Genomic DNA, 18,272 nt, shown 5'->3' on the forward strand with positions numbered 1-18,272 from the left:
GCGCTACGACGCCGGGCGCTTATCGCGTTGGCGCACCCGCAACCCGGAGGCGCTGAGGCGCAGGACAAGCTCACGACCGGAGACAGGGAGGGCGCCGAGCGCCACCAACTCGTCGTAGCGTTCCTCGGGTACGTCGTAGTGGTCGTGATCGAAGCCGCGCCGCGGAATGCCGGCCTGTGCGGCGAACGTATGCAGTTCATCCAGCGAGCTGTCGCTCACGAGATGAGCCCACAACCGGCCGTGCGCGGGCCACGCGGGGCGGTCGATGAGAATCGCCATGATCTTCAGAGTGTAGGCTGTTGGGGTTGCGCACCGCCCGTCGCGCTCGTTTGACCAGGTTGGGGGCGCTCGGCTATTCTTGACCGTTGGTGTGCGCTGGGCAGAAGCTCGCGCGAGGCACCTCAGTCTTGAGCAACAGATTCCTTCGAACGAAGTAAAGGTGAAACGTGGTCTACGCAGTTGTGCGCGCCGGTGGGCGGCAGGAGAAGGTCGAGGTCGGCACGATCGTCGTGCTCGATCGCGTCACCCCGGGTGAGGACGGCACGATCCAGCTGACCCCCGTTCTGCACGTCGACGGTGACACGGTCACGACTGACGCGAAGAAGCTTTCGAAGATCACGGTGACCGCCGAGGTGCTGAACGACCTGCGCGGCCCGAAGATCATCATCCAGAAGTACAAGAACAAGACCGGGTACAAGAAGCGTCAGGGCCACCGCTCGGAGCTGACCCGCGTCAAGATCACCGGCATCAAGTAAGAAGGGTCGCGAGAAGACATGGCACACAAAAAGGGCGCATCGTCCACCCGCAACGGTCGCGACTCGAACCCCCAGTACCTGGGCGTGAAGCGCTTCGGCGGCCAGGTCGTGAAAGCCGGCGAGATCATCGTTCGCCAGCGCGGCACGCACTTCCACCCCGGCGCGAACGTCGGCCGCGGTGGCGATGACACGCTGTTCGCACTGTCGGCGGGCGCCGTTCAGTTCGGCCAGAAGGGCGGCCGGAAGGTCGTCAACATCGTCGCGGGCGAGTAACCCGACGACCACACTCCTTCGATGACGGGGCGGGCTTCGGCCCGCCCCGTCATCGTCTTTCCCCCCACAGCCCCGATCGAAGGGCTCGAGCCGCGAGGAGGCCGACCGTGGCGACATTCGTCGACCGGGTGACTCTGCACCTGCGCGCCGGTCACGGCGGGCACGGCTGCGTGTCGGTCCGCCGCGAGAAGTTCAAGCCGTTGGCCGGCCCCGACGGCGGCAACGGCGGTGACGGTGGCGACATCGTGCTCGTCGCCGACGCGCAAGAAACGACGCTCCTCCCGTACCACCGGCGCCCCCACCGGACGAGCGACAACGGCGGCCCCGGAATGGGCGACAACCGCGCGGGATTCTCGGGCGGCGAGCTCGTGCTTCCGGTCCCAGTGGGAACCGTGGTGCGCGACGCGGATGGCACTGAACTGGTCGATCTCGTCGAACCGGGCATGCGTATCGTCGTCGCTCCCGGCGGCCGTGGCGGCCTCGGCAATGCTGCCCTCGCCACGACGAAGCGCAAAGCGCCGGGCTTCGCGCTGCTCGGAACGCCCGGGTGGGAGGGCGACGTCGTCCTCGAGCTCAAGACGGTCGCCGATGTCGCGCTCGTCGGATACCCGAGTGCCGGCAAGTCGAGCCTGATCGCCGCCATCTCCGCGGCGAAACCGAAGATCGCTGATTACCCGTTCACGACCCTGCATCCGAACCTCGGCGTGGTCGAAGCGGGCGACATGCGCTATACGGTCGCCGATGTTCCCGGCCTCATCGAGGGCGCCAGCGAAGGCAAGGGCCTGGGGCTCGAGTTCCTGCGTCACGTCGAGCGGTGCAGCGCCCTCCTGCACGTCCTCGACTGCGCCACGCTCGAGCCGGGCCGAGACCCGATCAGTGACCTCGAGGTCATCCTGGCTGAGCTACAGGCCTACGAGGTGCCCGAGGGGCAGACGCCGCTTCTTGAGCGCCCGCAGCTCGTGGCGCTCAACAAGGTTGACGTGCCCGACGGGCGCGAGCTTGCCGACTTCGTGCGGCCCGAGCTCGAGAAGCGCGGATACCGCGTCTTCGAGATCAGCGCGGTGAGCCGCGAGGGCCTGCGCGAGCTGACGTTTGCCCTCGGTGAACTGGTCGCTGCCGACCGCGATGCCCGGGCCGCAGAGACGACAGTGCGCGAGCGCATTGTGCTGCGCCCGACCCCGGTCAACCAGGTCGACTTCGTGGTCACCGTCGAGGGCGGCAGCTACGGCGACGTTTATCGCATTCGCGGCGAGAAGCCGGAGCGCTGGGTGCAGCAGACCGACTTCCGCAACGATGAGGCCGTGGGCTATCTTGCCGATCGTTTGGCGAAGCTCGGCGTCGAGGACGAGCTGTTCGCCAAGGGAGCGGTTGCGGGTGCCACCGTCATCATTGGCCCGGGTGATGGCGTCGTCTTCGACTGGGAGCCGACACTCACGAGCGCGGCCGAGTTGCTCACCGCTCCGCGCGGCACCGACCCGCGCCTCGATGCGCTCAACCGCCCAACGACCTCCCAGCGTCGCCAGGGCTATAAAGAGCGCATGGATGCGAAAGCCGAAGCGCGTGCCGAGCTGGAACGCGAGCGCGAGGCGGGCGTGTGGGACGTTGACGGGGAGGACGAGTGACCGCAGCTCGCCCCGCCGTCGTCGCGGCCCGTCGCGTGGTCGTGAAGGTCGGATCGTCGTCGATCAGTGGCGCCAACGCCGGGCAGATTGCCCCGCTCGTCGACGCCCTCGCGGGCCTGCACGCTCGCGGCAGTGAGGTCATTCTTGTCAGTTCGGGTGCCATCGCGACCGGCATGCCGTTCCTCCACCTCAACTCTCGACCGAACGACCTGGCGACCCAGCAGGCCGCAGCCGCCGTCGGCCAGAACCTCCTGATGGTTCGCTACCAGGACAGCCTCGACCGCTACGGGCTGACCGCAGCTCAAGTGCTCCTCACCGCCGGCGATCTCGAGCACGCGACGCCGCGCAGCAATGCGCAGCGCGCGATCGATCGCCTGCTCGGCTTGCGCATCCTGCCGATCGTGAACGAGAACGATACGGTCGCCACCCACGAGATCCGCTTTGGTGACAACGACCGGCTCGCGGCCCTCGTGGCTGAGCTGGTGAGCGCCGACCTGCTGGTACTGCTGAGCGACGTTGATGCGCTGTACACGAAGCCGCCGCACGAGCCGGGCGCGCAGCGCATTCCCGAGGTCGCCGCGAACGATGATCTGGGATACGTCGAGATCGGCGAGCCCGGAGCCGCAGGGGTGGGCACCGGCGGAGCCGCCACCAAGGTCGCATCGGCCCTCCTCGCCGCCCGACAGGGTACCCCCGTCGTGCTGACCTCAACGACGAACGTCGCTGCCGCGCTCGCGGGCGAGGCCGTCGGAACGTGGTTTCACGCCGCCGCCGTAAAATGACCGGGTGACGTCCACGATGGTAACCCCCGCCCTTGCCTCCGAGAACCAGCCGACCGACGCTATTCCTGACGGCCTGATCGACGCTCCGCTCACGGCGGCGAAGACCGCGTCGCGCGTGCTCGGCCAGGCGACAACGGCGACAAAGGATGCTGCGCTCGCGGCCATCGCGGACGCCCTGATCGCACACACCGCCCGCATCATCGACGCGAATGCAGAGGACCTCGCGCGGGGTCGTGAGGCGGGGCACAGCAGTGGCCTTCTCGATCGGCTTCGCCTCGACGATGCCCGCGTGAGCGCCCTCGCTGCGGCGGTACACGACGTCATCGCCCTTCCAGACCCGGTCGGAACGGTCGTGCGCGGCTCGACCTTGCCGAACGGCGTCCTGCTCAGCGAGGTACGGGTCCCGTTCGGCGTCGTGGGCGCGATCTACGAGGCGCGCCCGAACGTGACCGTCGACATCGCGGCGCTCGCGCTCAAGAGTGGCAACGCGGCGGTTTTGCGGGGCGGCAGTGCCGCTCGGTCGAGCAATGAGGTGCTCGTCGCCATCATCCAGGAGGCACTGGCGAGCGCAGGTCTGCCCGCCGACGCGGTGCAGACGATCGATGAGCACGGCCGTGCCGGAGCGACGGCCCTCATGCGGGCGCGCGGCTTCATCGACGTGCTGATTCCTCGGGGCAGCGCCGAACTCATCCAGACTGTGGTGCGCGAGTCGACCGTCCCCGTCATTGAGACGGGCGCGGGCGTCGTGCACATCGTTCTCGACGAGAGCGCCGACGAGCAGATGGCGATCGACATCGTGGTGAACGCGAAGGTGCAGCGGCCGAGCGTCTGCAACGCGGTCGAGACGGTGCTCGTGCACGCCGATGCGGCGAGGCGTCTCGTGCCCTCCGTCGTGGAGGCGCTGCGAGCATCCGGTGTTCTTGTCCGCGGCGACGAGCGCGCCCGCGTGATCGTCGGCGACCTGGACGTCGCGACCGACGATGACTTCGCGACCGAGCACATGGCGCTCGAACTCTCGATCGGCATCGTCGATGACCTGGATGCTGCTCTCGCCCACATCAGGACGTTCTCGACCCAGCACACCGAGTCGATCATCACCCGCGACATGGCGAACGCCGAGCGTTTCCTGGCGGAGGTTGACTCGGCCGTCGTCATGGTGAACGCATCGACCCGATTCAGCGACGGTGGCGAGTTCGGCTTCGGCGCCGAGGTGGGCATCTCCACCCAGAAGATGCACGCGCGCGGCCCGATGGGGCTTCCCGAACTGACGAGCACGAAGTGGATCGTGCGCGGTGCCGGGCAGGTGCGCAGCTAGCACCCGCTAGACTTCTGCCGTTCACCGTTCCGGAGAAAGAGAGCCTCATGACGTCGCTGAGCAGCGTGATCCTCGCCCTCGATGAGTACGCGCCCCTGTTCGCCCCGCCGTTGGTCATCGCCGGAATCGCGTTCCTGTTCTTCTTCATGCTCGGCGCCGTGACGCACGCGTACCGCGACGTCGCCAACCGCCACCGCAACAAGACCTCGAACCCGATGCGGGGCGAGGGCGGCCACGACGCGGGTCACTAGCGCCGGCGCCCGTCGGAGACCCGTTATCGCCCCCGCAGGAGCATCGGCGGCCCCGCGCCGCATCGGCGTGATGGGCGGAACCTTCGACCCCATCCACCACGGCCACCTCGTCGCCGCGAGCGAGGTCGCCGACCGGTTCGACCTCGACGAAGTTGTCTTCGTGCCGACCGGTGAGCCGTACCTGAAGCCTGACGCGACGGGTAGCGAGCATCGCTACCTGATGACCGTCATCGCGACGGCGTCGAACCCGAGGTTTCGTGTGAGCCGCGTCGACATCGATCGCGGCGGCCCGACGTACACAATCGACACCTTGACGGATCTCGCCGGTCAGTTCCCGGATGCGGAGCTCATCTTCATTTCGGGAGCAGACGCGATCGCGCAGATCGTCGACTGGAAAGACCACGACGCGCTGTGGTCACTCGCCCACTTCGTCGCCGTGACACGCCCCGGCCACCAGCTCAGCATTCGCGACCTTCCGGAGGGCCGCGTAAGCTGGATGGAGATTCCGGCGCTCGCGATCTCGTCGACCGACTGCCGTGATCGAGTCGCCCGCGGCGCACCGGTCTGGTACCTCGTGCCGGACGGCGTCGTGCAATACATCGCCAAGCACCAGCTGTATCGGAGAAACCCCGCATGAGCGCGCCGAACGACCCGCCGCTGACGCGCCGGGAAGCCCGGCGGCTTCAGCGTCTCGCCGAGGAGGCGGCTGCCGCGCCGACGGGTGGGCAGCAGGCCGACCCCGGCCTTGACAGTGCGCCCGGCTCGGGGTCTGCCGTGTCGGGAGCGAGCGCGGCCGAGCAGGGCGGCGACCCCCTGGCTTATCGCACTCAGGTGCGCCCGGCCATCCCGCGCTACGAGCCGGCAACCGTGGGGTCGGCGGCTGCTCCCGGCAGCGGCTCGGTGGTGTCGGCGCCGGCACGGCCCGACAGTGTGCCAGACGCTCCTCCGGCGCCGTGGGCCTCCGCGCCGGGCTCATTCCGTCGCCGTGATTTTGCGCCGTCGGCCCCGAGCGCCGATACGCCGCAGAGTCTCGCGACCGAGCGGCCCGACCAGCCACTCGACTACCACACGCAGGGCCGCAGCCCCTTCGTGCCGGTCCCCGATCTTGTCGAGCCGGCCGAGCCGCCGATCTTGCACGACTCCGTTCCGGCTTCGGCGCCCGATCGCCCCTTGTCGCGCCGTGAGTTGCGCGCCATTGCGGCGGAGGAGGTCGAGGCTGAGCCCCACGAGCCAGCCGTCGCCGAGGCCGATTCGGTCGACGTCGACGCCCGCTCGGAAGAGTCCGCTGCGACCGTCGCACCGGCTCCCGACTCTCCGCCGGCCCCGGCGATTCTTCCCGGCGAGGCGGCAGCCCCCCACGCGCCTCAGGTCTCGAGTCACTGGTCCGTTGGTGTTCACGACGACGAGGACCCTTTCACGAACACCTTCAGCCGCCAGGTTGGCTCGGCGGCGACGAGCGCGAATGCCCTGGTCTTGCCGGAGATGCCGCGTGGTGACCTGGCCGGCCCGGTCGCGGGCACCGGTGAGATCATCATCACCGGCATGATCGACGTGCCGTCGAGCGTTGCCTCCACCGGCGCCGTTCCCTCGGTCCATGACAGCCCCGACATCGACGACCCCTTTGACGTGGACACGGAGTACGCGTCGACCGACTCTGCACCGGTCAGCGCGATCAGCGCCGTGAGCAGCCACACCGGCACGCGCGACGTGATGGGCGGCCGCAAGGCCCGCCGCACCAACGTGCTGACGACGGTGCTCGTCAGCTCGACCGTCGTCCTGGCGGTCGTCGCCGTCGCCCTCTTCGTCGTCGCCGTCGTCAACGGTCTCTTCTAGTGACGCCGCGCCGCCCCGACCCCCGAAAGGCACCGTGACCGCATCCGACCGCGCCATCGAGCTCACCGCCGTCGCGGCCCGCGCCGCCGACGCCAAGCAGGGGGAAGACTTGGTCGCGCTCGACGTGTCGGGACCGCTGCCCCTCGCGGACGTCTTCCTGCTCGTGACCGGCCGCAGTGAGCGCAACGTTCTCGCGATCGCCGACGAGGTCGAAGACCGCATGATCGCGGCGGGCGCGAAGCCCCTGCGTCGCGAGGGCCGCAGTGAGGGCCGGTGGGTGCTGCTCGACTTCGGCGACGTCGTCGTGCACGTCTTCCACGAGGAAGATCGGCAGTTCTACTCGCTCGAGCGACTCTGGAAGGACTGCCCGGTCGTCCCTCTGGGCCTCAGCGACCCCGCAGCAGCCACGGCCGAAGCGCCCGAGTAATCAGGGGAAGCCCGACGTACGTCATCAGGGGCGAGACAATCGCGACCAGCGCGAGCACGCGCATCCACAGTGGCCAGTCGCCGCTCACCGGTGAGAGAGCCGCGTTGGTGGCGAGACTCAGGGGGTAGAAGACGAGCACGATCGCGATCATCTGCTTCCATCGCGGGGGAGTGGGAGCCGGTGCGGGCACGGTCTCGACCCGACGAGGGGTGTCAAACCAGCCTTCGATACCGGTCAGTCGCTCCTGTCGGGCGTCTTCGGCGAGACCCCGCGCGGTGCTGATCCACCAGCGGCGCTCATCCGACGACTCCCAGCGCGCAAGCGACTCGGCGTCGGCAAAGCGGAAGAGCATGTGCCACTCGTCAGAGTTCTCGTCGGGCCGCACCCAGCCCGAGCCAAGATAGCCGGGAGATTCCCGCAACAGGTCTTCACCGGCGCGCGCCCAGGCAGCGAACTCCCTGGCCCGTTCGGGAGGCACGGTGCGGGTGATCGAGACGGTCACGGGGGTCGAGGTCATGCCTCCATCCAACTGCCATCTGGCACTCTGCGCGACCGCGCATCGAATTGGTGCGGGGGCGCGCCGTGTACTACTCTGGTCGAGTTGCCGCGCCGGACGGTGCGCAGCATCGAGGGCCTGTGGCGCAGCTGGTAGCGCACCTGCATGGCATGCAGGGGGTCAGGGGTTCGAGTCCCCTCAGGTCCACCACGACGACCCGGCTTCGGCCGGGTCTCGTCGTATCCGGCGCCTGCTGTTCCGACCGGCGGGGCGGCGCGCTGGTGGCCGCGGCTCTGAGTCCGCGGCCCGGCCCGAAAGGACCACCGTCGTGACTGACGCCCTCTCCCGCCCAAACGCAGACCCCACGCGGATGCACTCGGTCACCCCCGAGACGACCGCGATCATCGACATGGTGCTCGATTACGCCCGCCGACGCCTGCTCGACACGGCTACCCCCCTCGACAAGCCGATGCCTCCGGCAGAGTTGCGGCGTCTCGCCTCGGGGTCGATCTCTGAGGACGGACTGGGCGGGCGCCGCGCGCTCGCACTGTTCGAGAACGTGCTGGCCCCGGCGTGCCTCACGATCGACCACCCGGGTTACCTGTCGTTTATCCCGTCGGCGCCGACGAAGGCCGCCAGCGCGTTCGACCTGATCGTGTCGGCGACGGCTGTCTACGGCGGCTCGTGGATGGAGGGCTCGGGAGCGGTCTTCGCCGAGAACGAGGTGCTGGCGTTCCTCGCCCGCGAGTTTGGCCTGCCCGAGTCCGCCGGCGGTGTCGTCGTGCAGGGGGGCACGATCGGCAACCTCTCGGCGCTCGTCGCCGCGCGCGATCACGCCGCGCGGCGCCTCGCCGACCGGGGCGCCGCGCGTCCTGACCGGTGGGTCGTCATTGCGAGTAGAGAGGCGCACTCGTCGATCGCGTCGGCGGCCCGCGTCATGGATGTCGACGTCGTCACGGTCGCGGTCGACGAGACGGGCGCCCTGCACGGCGACCAGGTGCGCCCCGCACTCGAGCAGTACGGCGACGCCGTGATCGCCGTCGTCGCGACGGGAGGATCGACGAACTTCGGAATCGTCGACGACATCGCCTCGATCACTGCGCTCAATGACGAGTTCGACGTCTGGCTGCACGTCGATGGCGCCTACGGCCTCGCGGCCGCCCTGGCCCCGTCGGCTCGGCACCGCTTTGCCGGTATCGACCGGGCCGACTCGCTCATCGTCGACCCCCACAAATGGCTGTTCACGCCCTTCGACGCGTGTGTCCTGCTCTACCGCGACCCCGCGATTGCGCGCGCGGCCCACACCCAGCACGCCGAGTACCTCGACACCTTGAACGACCGCGCCGAGTGGAACCCCAGCGACTATTCGATTCAGCTGACGCGCCGCCCGCGGGGCTTGCCGCTGTGGTTCTCGCTCGCGGCGTTCGGTGCCGCGGCCTACCGCGACGCGATCGAAGACTCGCTGTCTCTCGCACAGCGCATCGCCGACGAGATTCGTCGCCGGCCTGAGCTGCGTCTGGTGCGCGACCCGCAGCTCTCGGTGGTCGTCTTCGAGCGGGAGGGGTGGGACGTGAGCGACTACGCCGCCTGGTCCGACCGTCTGCTCGACGAGCAGCGCGCGTTCGTCGTGCCGAGCTCGCACGCGGGCCGTCCGAACACGCGGTTCGCGATCGTGAGTCCGCGCACATCGTTCGAGCTGCTGGTGGGGATCCTCGACACGATGCGCTGATCTCTCGGCACACGTTCGGTGATTCGTCGGCTCGGCAGTCGTACGCTCACACCATGAGCCACGATGCCGTACCCGACCCGCTGCTCGACAGGGCGCTGCGCACGCACACCGACTACGGCCAGGAGCAACTGGAAGAGCACGAGCTCGCCGCGGACCCGTTCACCCAGTTCACCGCGTGGCTCGCCGAGGCGGCCGAGCGTAAGGTCTACGAACCCAACGCGATGGTGATCGCCACCATCGACCCCGACGGCCGACCGTCCTCGCGCACGGTGCTCTTGCGCGGCATCGACGACCGCGGGTTCGCGTTCTACACCGACTACACGTCGCGAAAAGGTCGCGCTCTCATCGCGAACCCCGGCATCTCGGCCGTGTTCCCGTGGTACCCCCTGCACCGGCAGGTGCTGATCTACGGCGAGGCGCACAAGGTCGACGAGGCCGACTCGAACGACTACTTCTCGAACCGCCCCCGCGGGGCGCAGATCGCCGCCTGGTCGAGCGACCAGTCGCACCCGATCGACGGGCGCGACGCGCTCGAACAGAAGGTGCGCGACACCGAACAGCGGTTCGCCGACGCCGAGGCGGTTCCGCGGCCCGAGCGGTGGGGCGGCTTCCGCATTGTGCCCGACCGGGTCGAGTTCTGGCAGGGCCGCACCTCCCGCCTGCACGACCGGCTCGTGTACGAGCGGCAGGGGACCGGCTGGCAGGTGACCCGGCTGCAGCCGTGACGGGTGCGCGGGAATACCGCGAGCATCCCGTCGGTTCCTTTTGATACGTTTGCATAAATCAGCGAGAGGATGCGCGCCATGGCCCGCGAGATCGACCCGGCAGCCGTCGAATTCGGCATCAACACCTTCGGTGACGTCACCGAGCAGCCCGACGGAACCATGACCTCCTACCCGCAGGTGCTGCGGGACGTCGTCGAAGAAGGCGTCGTCGCCGACCAGGTCGGGATCGACGTGATGGGCATCGGTGAACACCACCGCGACGACTTCGCGGTGTCGGCACCCGACGTGTTGCTCGCCGCCATCGCGGCGAAAACCGAGCGCCTGCGCGTCAGTTCCGCCGTGACGGTGCTGTCGAGCGAGGACCCGATCCGCGTCTTCCAGCGCTTCGCCACGATCGACGCGATTTCAAACGGCCGCGCTGAGATCATCGCCGGCCGCGGCTCGTTCACCGAGTCCTTCCCGCTGTTCGGATTCGAGCTCAGCGACTACCAGGTGCTCTTCGACGAGAAGCTCAATCTGCTGGCCGAGCTGCTGAAAGAGAAGCCGGTGACGTGGAGCGGCTCGATTCGCCCTCCGCTCGACGGCGTTCAGGTGTACCCGACCACGGAGAACGGCATTCGCACGTGGATCGGCGTCGGGGGAAGCCCCGAGTCGGTGGTGCGCACGGCCACCTACGGCTTCCCCCTGATGCTGGCGATCATCGGCGGAGAGCCGGCCCGCTTCGCTCCGTACGTCGACCTGTTCGACCGCGCCCTCGACCAGCTCGGCAAGGAGCGCCAGCCGGTCGGCGTCCACTCGCCCGGCTACATCGCCGACACCGACGAGCAGGCGGCGGAAGAACTCTGGCCGCACTACGAGGTCATGTACTCGCGCATCGGACGCGAGCGCGGTTGGGGCCCGACGACCCGCGCGCACTTCGAGCAGGAGATTCGACACGGATCGCTGTATGTCGGCTCGCCCGAGACGGTGGCGCGCAAGATCGCGGACACGATCCGCGTGCTGGGCGCTGAGCGATTCGACCTGAAGTACGCGACGGGTCCGGTTTCGCACGGCAAGCTGGTCCACGCGCTCGAGCTGTACGGCCAGAAGGTGATCCCGATGGTGCGCGAGCTGCTGGCGGACCAGCCCGTGGACGCTGGCGCAGCAGCTTTCACGCGCTGAGCCCCGCTCAGCCGCCGAGGGTGCCGGCTCCAACCAGCGTGACGACGGCGGAGACGGCGGAGAGCATCACGATGCGAAACAGCCAGCGTGACTGGGGTGCCCGCACGAGCAGTATCGCCGCCGCGACGACGCACGCCAACGCCGTGCCGGCCCCGATTGCGCTGATCAACCCGATCGGGCCGGCGGCGGCCGCTCCGTAAATGCCGAGGGCACTGGCGATCGCGAGCGCCAAGATCGCCAGCGCGATGGATGCGCGGGGCGCGAGACGGTGCGGGATCGCCCGCATGCGGTGGCGCCGGTCGTCGTCGCGGTCGGGTGTGACGTTCGCGAAGTGCGCGGCGATGCCGAGCAGCGCTCCGGCCGCGGTTGCCCAGGGGGCGGCGACGGCCGGCGGCTCGCTCGCGAGCGTCACCACCGACGGCAGCGCCCCAAACCCGATGGCGTAGCAGGCGGTCGCCGCGACCGTTCGTTTGAGGCCGAGGTTGTATGTCCAGCCGGCGCCGAGCAGCAGCGCGTGCGCGACAGCGGCTGCCGGCCCGAGCAGAAGAGACAGGCCTACCGCGACGACGCCTGCTGCGATGGCCCAGCCGAGCAGCGTGCGGGCGGCGATCGCATCGCGCGCCACGGGCTTGTCGAGGCGGCCGACCTCGCGATCGCGGGCGGCGTCGATGGCGTCGTTCGACCAGCCGATCGACAGTTGATTGGCGAGAATGGTCGCAGCGACCAGCAGGATGGAGCGAGGTGGCAGCCCGACCGAAAGAGCCAGGCCCGTCGCTACGACCGTCACGACGGCAGTGGGGCCGGGGTGACACGCTGCAAGCAGTGTGCGAGCAGTCGGCCTCATGGCCCCCAGGTTAGGGCGTGACGACCGCGATTCCGGTCGACGCGGAGGCGGAGGCGACACTGCCCCCGTTGACGAGTTCGGTGAAGCCTAGCGACTCCATGCGCGTGATGGCCTGTTCTGAGCGGTTGCCGCTGCGGCAGTACACGACGTAGTCGCCTGTGGGGTCGAGCTGTGCGACGCGGTCCTCGAAATCGGCCGCCTGAACGTCAATGTTGATCGCGCCATCGAGGTGCCCGGTGGCGAACTCGGCGGGCGTGCGCACGTCGATCAGGACCGTGTCGGTGGTTACCTCAATCGTTCCTGTCGCGGGCGCGCACGCGGCGAGGCCCAGGGCGAGGCCGATTGTGGCGGCGAGGACGGCGAGTAGGTGGCGCATTGGGGCTCCAATCTGATGGCGAGAAGAGCCTATCAGATACCCTAGGGGGTATACCAACTAGATGGTCGGGAGCTGGAAATCGACGATGCGCTCGGGCAGGTTGTTCTCGCTGACGAACTTGGGTGCAGGAATCGTCGCCGAGGCGGGCTGCAGAATGGCGACGGCTCCGAGAGCCGACCCGATTACGACGGCGGCAGCGGAAACGGCCACGATCGTGCCCGTGATGACCGTGAGCTTCTGGTGCCGCTCAAGCGTGATCACGATGGCGCCGATGACGACCAAAGCGGCGGCGGTGCCGATCAGGGTGGAAACCATGATGTTCCTCGTCGGGTACGGGAACGACGCTGCGGCGGAGACCGCAGGCGGGTTCGAGCGGGTATCTCGGGTTGGTGTCGCTGGGTCGCGACCGTCCGTTGGGTAGCGGACTCACGCTCAGAATACCGTTCGTGATCGTGCATTCGCCAGCATTTCGCGACCCCACTTCGGACGACAACGCACCAAGATGGACTCGTGACCGATCGATCGCCCGAGATACTGCACCGCGATGTCCTCGACGCCGTCGCCTCCTCACTCGGGTCGGAGGTCATGGCCGCCCATGCCTTGCAGATCGAGCCCACGGGCACGGGATTCACGCACGGCTATCGCGTGAGCCTTCGCGACTCGTCGGGGGCACTCGCCGACCACACCGTGTTCGTCGAGACGTCTCCGCCCGACGCCACGCGCCCTGGGGTGCTGACACTCACCCAGCCTGACTCGGGGGAGCGCGTTGACGTCTGGGTGTACCCCGCCGACCCGGCGCTGCCGGCACTGCGAACGGCGGTGTACGCCGAGGCTGCAGGGATCGTGCTCGCACGTCTCGGCCTGCCGGTCGACGATCTGCGGGTCAGCCTCGCGGCCTATCGGCCGGGGAAGCGCGCCGTCGTGCGAGTGGATACCGCCCAGACCTCGTACTTCCTGAAGGTCGTGCGACCGCCCACCGCTGAACCATTGCAGGCCAAGCACACCCACTGGCGCAATGAGGGCGTGCCCGTGCCGGCTGTACTGGGGTGGAGCGAGGAGGGGCTCGTTGCCATGGAGGCGCTCGCCGGCTCTGAGCTCATCGGCGTGCTCGACAGGGTGTCGAACCCCGACGTGCTGCTCGACGAGATTCAGCATCTCGTCGCCCAGATTGCGAGCGTCACCTCGACGGCACCGGCGCGGGCGTCGCTCGTGAGGCGGCTCGACTGGTACGAGGAACGCCTCATCGAGCAGTTGCCCGATCACGATGGACTCATCGAGACGACGTCGCGCACGATCTCTCGACGCTATAAGGCAGGCGGAACGCCACCCCCGGAGCGCACCGTCCACGGCGACCTGCACCTCGCACAACTTCTTGTCGACCCGGCGGCGCCGACGACCATCACGGGCGTGCTCGACATCGACACCTCGGGGTGGGGCGACCCCGCCGACGACGCTGCTGCCCTCTATGCGCACCTCATCGCGACGGTGGTGCACGACGGAGGATCGCGCGCGACGATCCGAGCGCGGCGCTGTTCGGTGCTCGCGGACGGCTGGCGCCGCCGCTGGTTCCGGTCGTCGGAGCCGGGGCTCGCTGATCGAGCGCACGCGATCGCGGCCGTTCAATTGCTCGGGCATGCGCTCGCCCGTTCCGCTGCGGGGTCACCCGATGCGGCCATCTTGATCGAGCGAGCGCACCGCATGGTGTCGGCAGACGATCGTCCGCTCACATCTGCGACCTGGTGATCTCCGGCAGATGAGAAAGCTCTCATCTGCGCTTCCTTGATCTCTCATGTCTGGTCGCGACTATCAGTGCATGGACAAGAAGAGTTGGATAGCGGCGGGGGCGGCCTCTGCCCTCGGCCTCGGCGCACTCGCGTCGGGCGCACTCACGGTCGCGAACGCCATGCCCCTCTACGACGCCTCGACGGCGACGGACGTCCCCCCGATCACCACGGTCGCCTCTGACGCCAAGGCTTTCACCGGAACAGGCGACGTGCGCTTTTGGGTTCAGCAGTCCACGATGACTCCGACACCGACCGCCGTCACGCCAAGCCCGCTCACCCCGTCGCCGGCGTCCTCCACCGCTCCCGCTCCTGCACCCACCGTGCAGCAGGCGCCCGCTCCGGCTCCGCAGCCGGTCGCGCCCGCGCCCACGGGCAGTGTCGACAGCCTGGACAGTCCGGACAGTCCTGACAGCCCGGACTGATCGGTGCTAAACCAGGCGATAGCCCATTCCACGGACGGTTTCGATGCGATCGGCTCCGATCTTGCCGCGTAGGTACCGCACGTACACGTCGACCACGTTCGACCCGGGGTCGAAGTCGAAGCCCCACACCCGACTGAGCAACTGCTCGCGCGAGAGCACCTGTTCGGGGTGCCGAAGGAATTGCTCGGCGAGGCCGAATTCTCGCGCGGAGAGATCCATGCTCACCTCGCCGACCGTGATGCGGCGGGTGCGCAGATCGAGGCTGAGGTCGCCGTGCTGCAGGACCTGCTCCACTGTGACCTGCTGGCCCGATTCGCGCAGGCGCAGGCGAACCCGAGCGACCAACTCGTCGAACTTGAAGGGTTTCGGCAGGTAGTCGTTGGCTCCGCCGTCGAGTCCCGCAACGGTGTCTTCGACACTCGACCGCGCCGTCAGCATGATGATGGGCACGCTCGATCCGCTGGCCCGCACCCGCGTCAACACCTCGAACCCGTCGATTCCTGGTAGCCCCACGTCGAGCAACACCAGATCAAACGACCCCGTCATCAGGTAGTCGACCGCGTCCAGACCCGATGTGACGACGGTCGGCGTGTAGCCGGCGGCCGCGAGTCCCTTTTCGACGAAGGTCGATATACGCTCTTCATCTTCCACGATCAGGATGCTCGTCATGGGTGTCCCTTCTCGGTCGTCACATCGGGATGCTCGCCGTCCTCGTCGAGGGAGCCCGCGGCGGGCGGCGGGGCAGCGGGGGACGACGGAAGAGGAACGACGATGCCGAAGCGTGAGCCACTCGTGGAGGTGTCGAGGTTGACGTAGCCGCCGTGACCGCGGGCTATCGCCGCCACGATCGGCAGCCCCAGCCCCGAACCCGCGATTCCCCGGCCGGTGTCGGCCCTGCCGAACCGCTCGAAGATGCGCTTCTGGGCGTCTTCCGGAATGCCCGGCCCCTCATCGGCGACCCACATCTCAACGGCGTTGTCGTACAGGCTCGAGCCGATGCGAATGGCGGTGCCTTCCGGCGAGTATTTCGCGGCGTTGTCCGCCAGCTGGAGCCACGCCTGGGTGATCCGAGACGGTGCGAGCGGCGCAACGGCTTTGGCGACGCCGTCGAGTCGCCACTCGTGGCCGGCAATCGCGCGGGCCTTGGCGAATACCTGTTGGGTCAGGTCGGAGACGTCTGTCGGTTCGGTGAGCATGGTTGCCATCGAGGCCTGGGCGAGTACGTCGATGTCGCTGACGAGCTCGCTCATACGGTCGAGCTCGTCGATCGCGAGCGCGCGCGCCGCGTCGACCTCGTCCGGGGAGCGCGAGTCGAGGAGTTCCAGATGGCCGCGCACGATCGTGATCGGTGTCTTCAGTTCGTGGCGCACATCGTCTAGTAGCTGTCGCTGGGCGGTGGCGGACTCGTCGAGTCGTTCGAACATCCCGTTGATCGTCTCGGTGAGGCGAGAGACGTCGTCGCGGCCTGTCACGGGGATGCGCTCGCTGAGGTCTGTGCCCGTGATGCGTGACGCCGCTGCCGTCACGTCACGGATGGGCCGGAGCAGGCGTCCGGCGACGAACCACCCCGCGACGCCGATAGCGATCAGCGTGATGCCGGCAATGATTGCGTACGTCGTGAAGGCGCTGTCGATGTCATCGAGCTCACCCTGGATTTGATAGCCGGTGACGTACACCCCGATGGCCTCGTCGTCGGCGATGGTGACGGGTGCGGCGATGTAGCGAATGGCGCCGTCCTCGGTGAACGCCGTGCCAATGCTGACGACGCCACCCCGCGCCTCCGACCAGACCCGCTCCATGAAGGCGTCATCGTCGAACATCTGGAAGTCGACGTCGACAGGAGGGATGTACACGGGGTCCCCGTCGATGATCGCCACACTGCTTTCGCTGCGACCCGGAATGATCCCCTGCATGATGCGGACCATCGCGTCCTCGACGCTTGTCGGGGCCGACACCGGATCGGGCGACACCGGTGCGTCGGAATCGTCGCTCTCGGCCGCTTCGCGCGGAAGCCCCGTTGCGATGGCCCGCGCTGACTCGACCGAGGTGAAGAGTTCTTCGTCGATCACGTCGAGCACGCGTTCACGCTGCAATAGGTAGGCACTCGCGCCCGCCACGCTCATTCCGAGTGCGGTGATCACGAGGATCACCCCGAGAATGCGTGAGCGCACCGACCAGCGTGGTGGTGTCAGCACGGCCATCCCGCCATTATCGATGCCGTACTGTGCGAATCGGCCTCAGATGAGAGGACTCTCACCGCGCCGGCAGGACACCGATCTGCGTGAGAGCGTCGGCAAGCTCGGCACCGTTGGGGGCCTGCACCCAGGGTGCGCCGCGATGCGGCACGTCGGCGTTGCGACGGCCGCCCGCGAAGACCGCCTCCGGTGTGGACAACTGTCGAATCGCGACCGCCTCGACATTGTGTGGGTGGGAGTCGACGAACGCTTGGTAGAGCTCTTCGTCGTGCTGGCCGTCGTCTCCGACCAGGATCCAGCGGATGTCGGGAAACCCATCGGCGAGCCGCTCAAGGCTCGTGCGCTTGTGATCGCGACCGCTGCGGAACAGCCTGTCGGCGGTGGGCCCCCAGTCGGTCAAGAGCAGCGTGCCGGTGGGGTAGAGGTGTCGCCCCATGAACCGCTCCAAAGTGGGTGCGACGTTCCACGCTCCGGTCGAGAGGTAGACGACAGGCAGGCCGGCGTGTGCGGCGACGATGCGTTCGTAGAGCACCGCCATGCCCGGCACGGGCCGTCGCGCCCGCTCGTCGAGCACGAAGGTGTTCCAGGCGGCGAGGAAGGGTCGGGGGAGGGAGGTGACCATCACGGTGTCGTCGATATCCGACAGGAGCCCGATGCGTGCATCCGGGTCGATGATGTCGATCGGGGCGTCGACCGGTTCTCCATCCTCGACCTGCAGGGTGATCGTGTGCTCGCCCGGGGTGAATCCGACCTCGAGGGGCAGATCGACGTCGACGACACCTCCTCGGTCGGCGCGCACCGATACCTGGACGCCGCCCACGGTGACCGTGACGACAGCGTGCGCGACGGGGATGCTGACGAAACTGCGCCACCCTCGGATGCGCGCTCGCGCTGATCGCGAATCGCGCTCCGGTTTCGTCAGCAGTACGCGACACAACACGCGAACCCATCGCTCGGTGCCATACCCGCGATAGGGAATGATCACGGGAGAGAGCCCGCGCCGGCGCGCTCGGCGTTCTCGCCAGCTGTGAAAGGAGTCTTCGAGCCGCGCGGCCCGGCGCGCCCAGGGGCGGTCGGGTAGTGGAGTGTCGGGTGTTTCCGCGGCCGTCACTGGGCCAGTCTTGCAGAGGTGCCGCCGAGACGAGAAAGCCCTGGCCTTTTGGTATACCCGGACGGGTAAGCTCATGAGAGGAAACAAAAGGTTTCCGACACGCACCAGAATTTTCTCGTATTCGCCTCACTAAAGGGGCTACCATGAGGCACGGTCGTCGAAAGGACTGCT

22 protein-coding genes and 1 tRNA gene are annotated in these 18,272 nt (G+C 68.2%); 15 read left to right on the plus strand and 8 right to left on the minus strand.

Annotated elements, in window-relative coordinates; all coding sequences use genetic code 11:
- Positions 1–3: 3 nt before the first annotated feature.
- Positions 4–279, minus strand: coding sequence for a DUF4031 domain-containing protein (locus tag EV140_RS05070; RefSeq protein ID WP_130281671.1), 276 nt, complete (start codon positions 277–279; stop codon positions 4–6).
- Positions 280–446: 167 nt separating this feature from the next.
- Here EV140_RS05070 and rplU point away from each other — a divergent pair, with 167 nt between their 5' ends.
- From rplU to rsfS, 9 genes are all read left to right on the plus strand, one after another.
- Positions 447–755 carry a 50S ribosomal protein L21 gene (rplU, locus tag EV140_RS05075; RefSeq protein WP_130281673.1) on the plus strand — a complete coding sequence of 103 codons (309 nt, stop codon included), beginning with the start codon at positions 447–449 and terminating at the stop codon, positions 753–755.
- 18 nt (positions 756–773) lie between these two features.
- On the plus strand, positions 774–1,028 hold the full coding sequence (gene rpmA, locus EV140_RS05080; protein ID WP_130281675.1) for a 50S ribosomal protein L27: 255 nt from the start codon (positions 774–776) through the stop codon (positions 1,026–1,028).
- A 107-nt stretch (positions 1,029–1,135) separates the two neighbouring features.
- The gene (gene obgE, locus EV140_RS05085; protein ID WP_130281677.1) at positions 1,136–2,650 is read left to right on the plus strand and encodes a GTPase ObgE; all 1,515 of its coding nucleotides are present in this window, start codon (positions 1,136–1,138) and stop codon (positions 2,648–2,650) included.
- Positions 2,647–3,432 carry a glutamate 5-kinase gene (gene proB, locus EV140_RS05090; protein WP_130281679.1) on the plus strand — a complete coding sequence of 262 codons (786 nt, stop codon included), beginning with the start codon at positions 2,647–2,649 and terminating at the stop codon, positions 3,430–3,432. The genes obgE and proB overlap by 4 nt, the downstream gene beginning before the upstream one ends.
- 16 nt (positions 3,433–3,448) lie before the next feature.
- A complete protein-coding gene (locus EV140_RS05095) occupies positions 3,449–4,747 on the plus strand; it encodes a glutamate-5-semialdehyde dehydrogenase (RefSeq protein WP_130281949.1) in 1,299 nt (432 codons plus the stop codon).
- A gap of 47 nt (positions 4,748–4,794) precedes the next feature.
- A complete protein-coding gene (locus EV140_RS05100) occupies positions 4,795–4,998 on the plus strand; it encodes a hypothetical protein (protein ID WP_096421068.1) in 204 nt (67 codons plus the stop codon).
- 25 nt (positions 4,999–5,023) lie between these two features.
- Positions 5,024–5,635: a nicotinate-nucleotide adenylyltransferase gene (gene nadD, locus EV140_RS05105; RefSeq protein WP_277871089.1), complete on the plus strand. Its 612-nt coding sequence runs from the start codon at positions 5,024–5,026 to the stop codon at positions 5,633–5,635.
- A complete protein-coding gene (locus EV140_RS05110; protein WP_130281683.1) occupies positions 5,632–6,831 on the plus strand; it encodes a hypothetical protein in 1,200 nt (399 codons plus the stop codon). Before nadD ends, EV140_RS05110 begins: the two co-directional genes overlap by 4 nt.
- Before the next feature lie 34 nt (positions 6,832–6,865).
- Positions 6,866–7,258: a ribosome silencing factor gene (gene rsfS / locus EV140_RS05115; protein WP_130281685.1), complete on the plus strand. Its 393-nt coding sequence runs from the start codon at positions 6,866–6,868 to the stop codon at positions 7,256–7,258.
- On the opposite strand, the gene EV140_RS05120 is transcribed toward rsfS, so the two are convergent.
- Complete coding sequence (locus EV140_RS05120) at positions 7,218–7,775, minus strand: antibiotic biosynthesis monooxygenase (protein WP_096421072.1); 558 nt, start codon at positions 7,773–7,775, stop codon at positions 7,218–7,220. The two genes, rsfS and EV140_RS05120, sit on opposite strands and share 41 nt — an antisense overlap.
- A gap of 113 nt (positions 7,776–7,888) precedes the next feature.
- Between EV140_RS05120 and EV140_RS05125 the strand changes: the two genes are divergently transcribed.
- The 4 genes from EV140_RS05125 (at position 7,889) to EV140_RS05140 (ending at position 11,369) form a co-directional block, all read left to right on the plus strand.
- A tRNA-Ala gene (locus EV140_RS05125) sits at positions 7,889–7,964 on the plus strand.
- 118 nt (positions 7,965–8,082) lie between these two features.
- Positions 8,083–9,483, plus strand: coding sequence for a pyridoxal phosphate-dependent decarboxylase family protein (locus tag EV140_RS05130; RefSeq protein WP_130281687.1), 1,401 nt, complete (start codon positions 8,083–8,085; stop codon positions 9,481–9,483).
- Between the two features lie 53 nt (positions 9,484–9,536).
- Positions 9,537–10,208: a pyridoxamine 5'-phosphate oxidase gene (gene pdxH / locus EV140_RS05135; RefSeq protein WP_130281689.1), complete on the plus strand. Its 672-nt coding sequence runs from the start codon at positions 9,537–9,539 to the stop codon at positions 10,206–10,208.
- Positions 10,209–10,286: 78 nt separating this feature from the next.
- Positions 10,287–11,369, plus strand: a complete 1,083-nt coding sequence (locus tag EV140_RS05140; RefSeq protein ID WP_130281691.1) for an LLM class flavin-dependent oxidoreductase — start codon at positions 10,287–10,289, stop codon at positions 11,367–11,369.
- Positions 11,370–11,376: 7 nt separating this feature from the next.
- On the opposite strand, the gene EV140_RS05145 is transcribed toward EV140_RS05140, so the two are convergent.
- From EV140_RS05145 to EV140_RS05155, 3 genes are read right to left on the minus strand one after another with little or no spacing between them, the layout of a single operon-like run.
- Complete coding sequence (locus EV140_RS05145; RefSeq protein WP_130281693.1) at positions 11,377–12,213, minus strand: UbiA family prenyltransferase; 837 nt, start codon at positions 12,211–12,213, stop codon at positions 11,377–11,379.
- 10 nt (positions 12,214–12,223) lie between these two features.
- On the minus strand, positions 12,224–12,589 hold the full coding sequence (locus EV140_RS05150; protein WP_130281695.1) for a rhodanese-like domain-containing protein: 366 nt from the start codon (positions 12,587–12,589) through the stop codon (positions 12,224–12,226).
- Positions 12,590–12,646: 57 nt separating this feature from the next.
- Positions 12,647–12,904, minus strand: a complete 258-nt coding sequence (locus EV140_RS05155) for a hypothetical protein (protein WP_130281697.1) — start codon at positions 12,902–12,904, stop codon at positions 12,647–12,649.
- A 195-nt stretch (positions 12,905–13,099) separates the two neighbouring features.
- Here EV140_RS05155 and EV140_RS05160 point away from each other — a divergent pair, with 195 nt between their 5' ends.
- Positions 13,100–14,332 carry a phosphotransferase family protein gene (locus EV140_RS05160; RefSeq protein ID WP_130281699.1) on the plus strand — a complete coding sequence of 411 codons (1,233 nt, stop codon included), beginning with the start codon at positions 13,100–13,102 and terminating at the stop codon, positions 14,330–14,332.
- A gap of 70 nt (positions 14,333–14,402) precedes the next feature.
- The gene (locus EV140_RS05165) at positions 14,403–14,795 is read left to right on the plus strand and encodes a hypothetical protein (protein WP_130281701.1); all 393 of its coding nucleotides are present in this window, start codon (positions 14,403–14,405) and stop codon (positions 14,793–14,795) included.
- Between the two features lie 6 nt (positions 14,796–14,801).
- On the opposite strand, the gene EV140_RS05170 is transcribed toward EV140_RS05165, so the two are convergent.
- The 3 genes from EV140_RS05170 to EV140_RS05180 are packed head-to-tail and all read right to left on the minus strand — an operon-like array spanning position 14,802 to position 17,975.
- Complete coding sequence (locus tag EV140_RS05170; protein ID WP_130281703.1) at positions 14,802–15,464, minus strand: response regulator transcription factor; 663 nt, start codon at positions 15,462–15,464, stop codon at positions 14,802–14,804.
- Entirely contained in the window at positions 15,461–16,996 is a 1,536-nt protein-coding gene (locus tag EV140_RS05175) for a sensor histidine kinase (protein ID WP_130281705.1), read from the minus strand. The genes EV140_RS05170 and EV140_RS05175 overlap by 4 nt, the downstream gene beginning before the upstream one ends.
- 52 nt (positions 16,997–17,048) lie before the next feature.
- Positions 17,049–17,975, minus strand: coding sequence for an App1 family protein (locus EV140_RS05180; protein WP_338418538.1), 927 nt, complete (start codon positions 17,973–17,975; stop codon positions 17,049–17,051).
- Between the last annotated feature and the right edge of the window lie 297 nt (positions 17,976–18,272).

It is taken from the genome of Microcella alkaliphila (assembly GCF_004216855.1).
GTDB classification, from domain to species: Bacteria; Actinomycetota; Actinomycetes; order Actinomycetales; family Microbacteriaceae; genus Microcella; species Microcella alkaliphila.

What these genes read in the sequence shown, in the direction of transcription:
- EV140_RS05150 (WP_130281695.1), bottom strand. Translation starts at nt 12,589, where the DNA reads ATGCGCCACCTACTCGCCGTCCTCGCCGCCACAATCGGCCTCGCCCTG.
- EV140_RS05140 (WP_130281691.1), top strand. Translation starts at nt 10,287, where the DNA reads ATGGCCCGCGAGATCGACCCGGCAGCCGTCGAATTCGGCATCAACACC.
- EV140_RS05175 (WP_130281705.1), bottom strand. Translation starts at nt 16,996, where the DNA reads ATGGCCGTGCTGACACCACCACGCTGGTCGGTGCGCTCACGCATTCTC.
- EV140_RS05095 (WP_130281949.1), top strand. Translation starts at nt 3,449, where the DNA reads ATGGTAACCCCCGCCCTTGCCTCCGAGAACCAGCCGACCGACGCTATT.
- EV140_RS05120 (WP_096421072.1), bottom strand. Translation starts at nt 7,775, where the DNA reads ATGACCTCGACCCCCGTGACCGTCTCGATCACCCGCACCGTGCCTCCC.
- EV140_RS05170 (WP_130281703.1), bottom strand. Translation starts at nt 15,464, where the DNA reads ATGACGAGCATCCTGATCGTGGAAGATGAAGAGCGTATATCGACCTTC.
- pdxH (WP_130281689.1), top strand. Translation starts at nt 9,537, where the DNA reads ATGAGCCACGATGCCGTACCCGACCCGCTGCTCGACAGGGCGCTGCGC.
- rpmA (WP_130281675.1), top strand. Translation starts at nt 774, where the DNA reads ATGGCACACAAAAAGGGCGCATCGTCCACCCGCAACGGTCGCGACTCG.
- EV140_RS05100 (WP_096421068.1), top strand. Translation starts at nt 4,795, where the DNA reads ATGACGTCGCTGAGCAGCGTGATCCTCGCCCTCGATGAGTACGCGCCC.
- EV140_RS05070 (WP_130281671.1), bottom strand. Translation starts at nt 279, where the DNA reads ATGGCGATTCTCATCGACCGCCCCGCGTGGCCCGCGCACGGCCGGTTG.
- EV140_RS05155 (WP_130281697.1), bottom strand. Translation starts at nt 12,904, where the DNA reads ATGGTTTCCACCCTGATCGGCACCGCCGCCGCTTTGGTCGTCATCGGC.
- EV140_RS05145 (WP_130281693.1), bottom strand. Translation starts at nt 12,213, where the DNA reads ATGAGGCCGACTGCTCGCACACTGCTTGCAGCGTGTCACCCCGGCCCC.
- EV140_RS05110 (WP_130281683.1), top strand. Translation starts at nt 5,632, where the DNA reads ATGAGCGCGCCGAACGACCCGCCGCTGACGCGCCGGGAAGCCCGGCGG.
- EV140_RS05165 (WP_130281701.1), top strand. Translation starts at nt 14,403, where the DNA reads ATGGACAAGAAGAGTTGGATAGCGGCGGGGGCGGCCTCTGCCCTCGGC.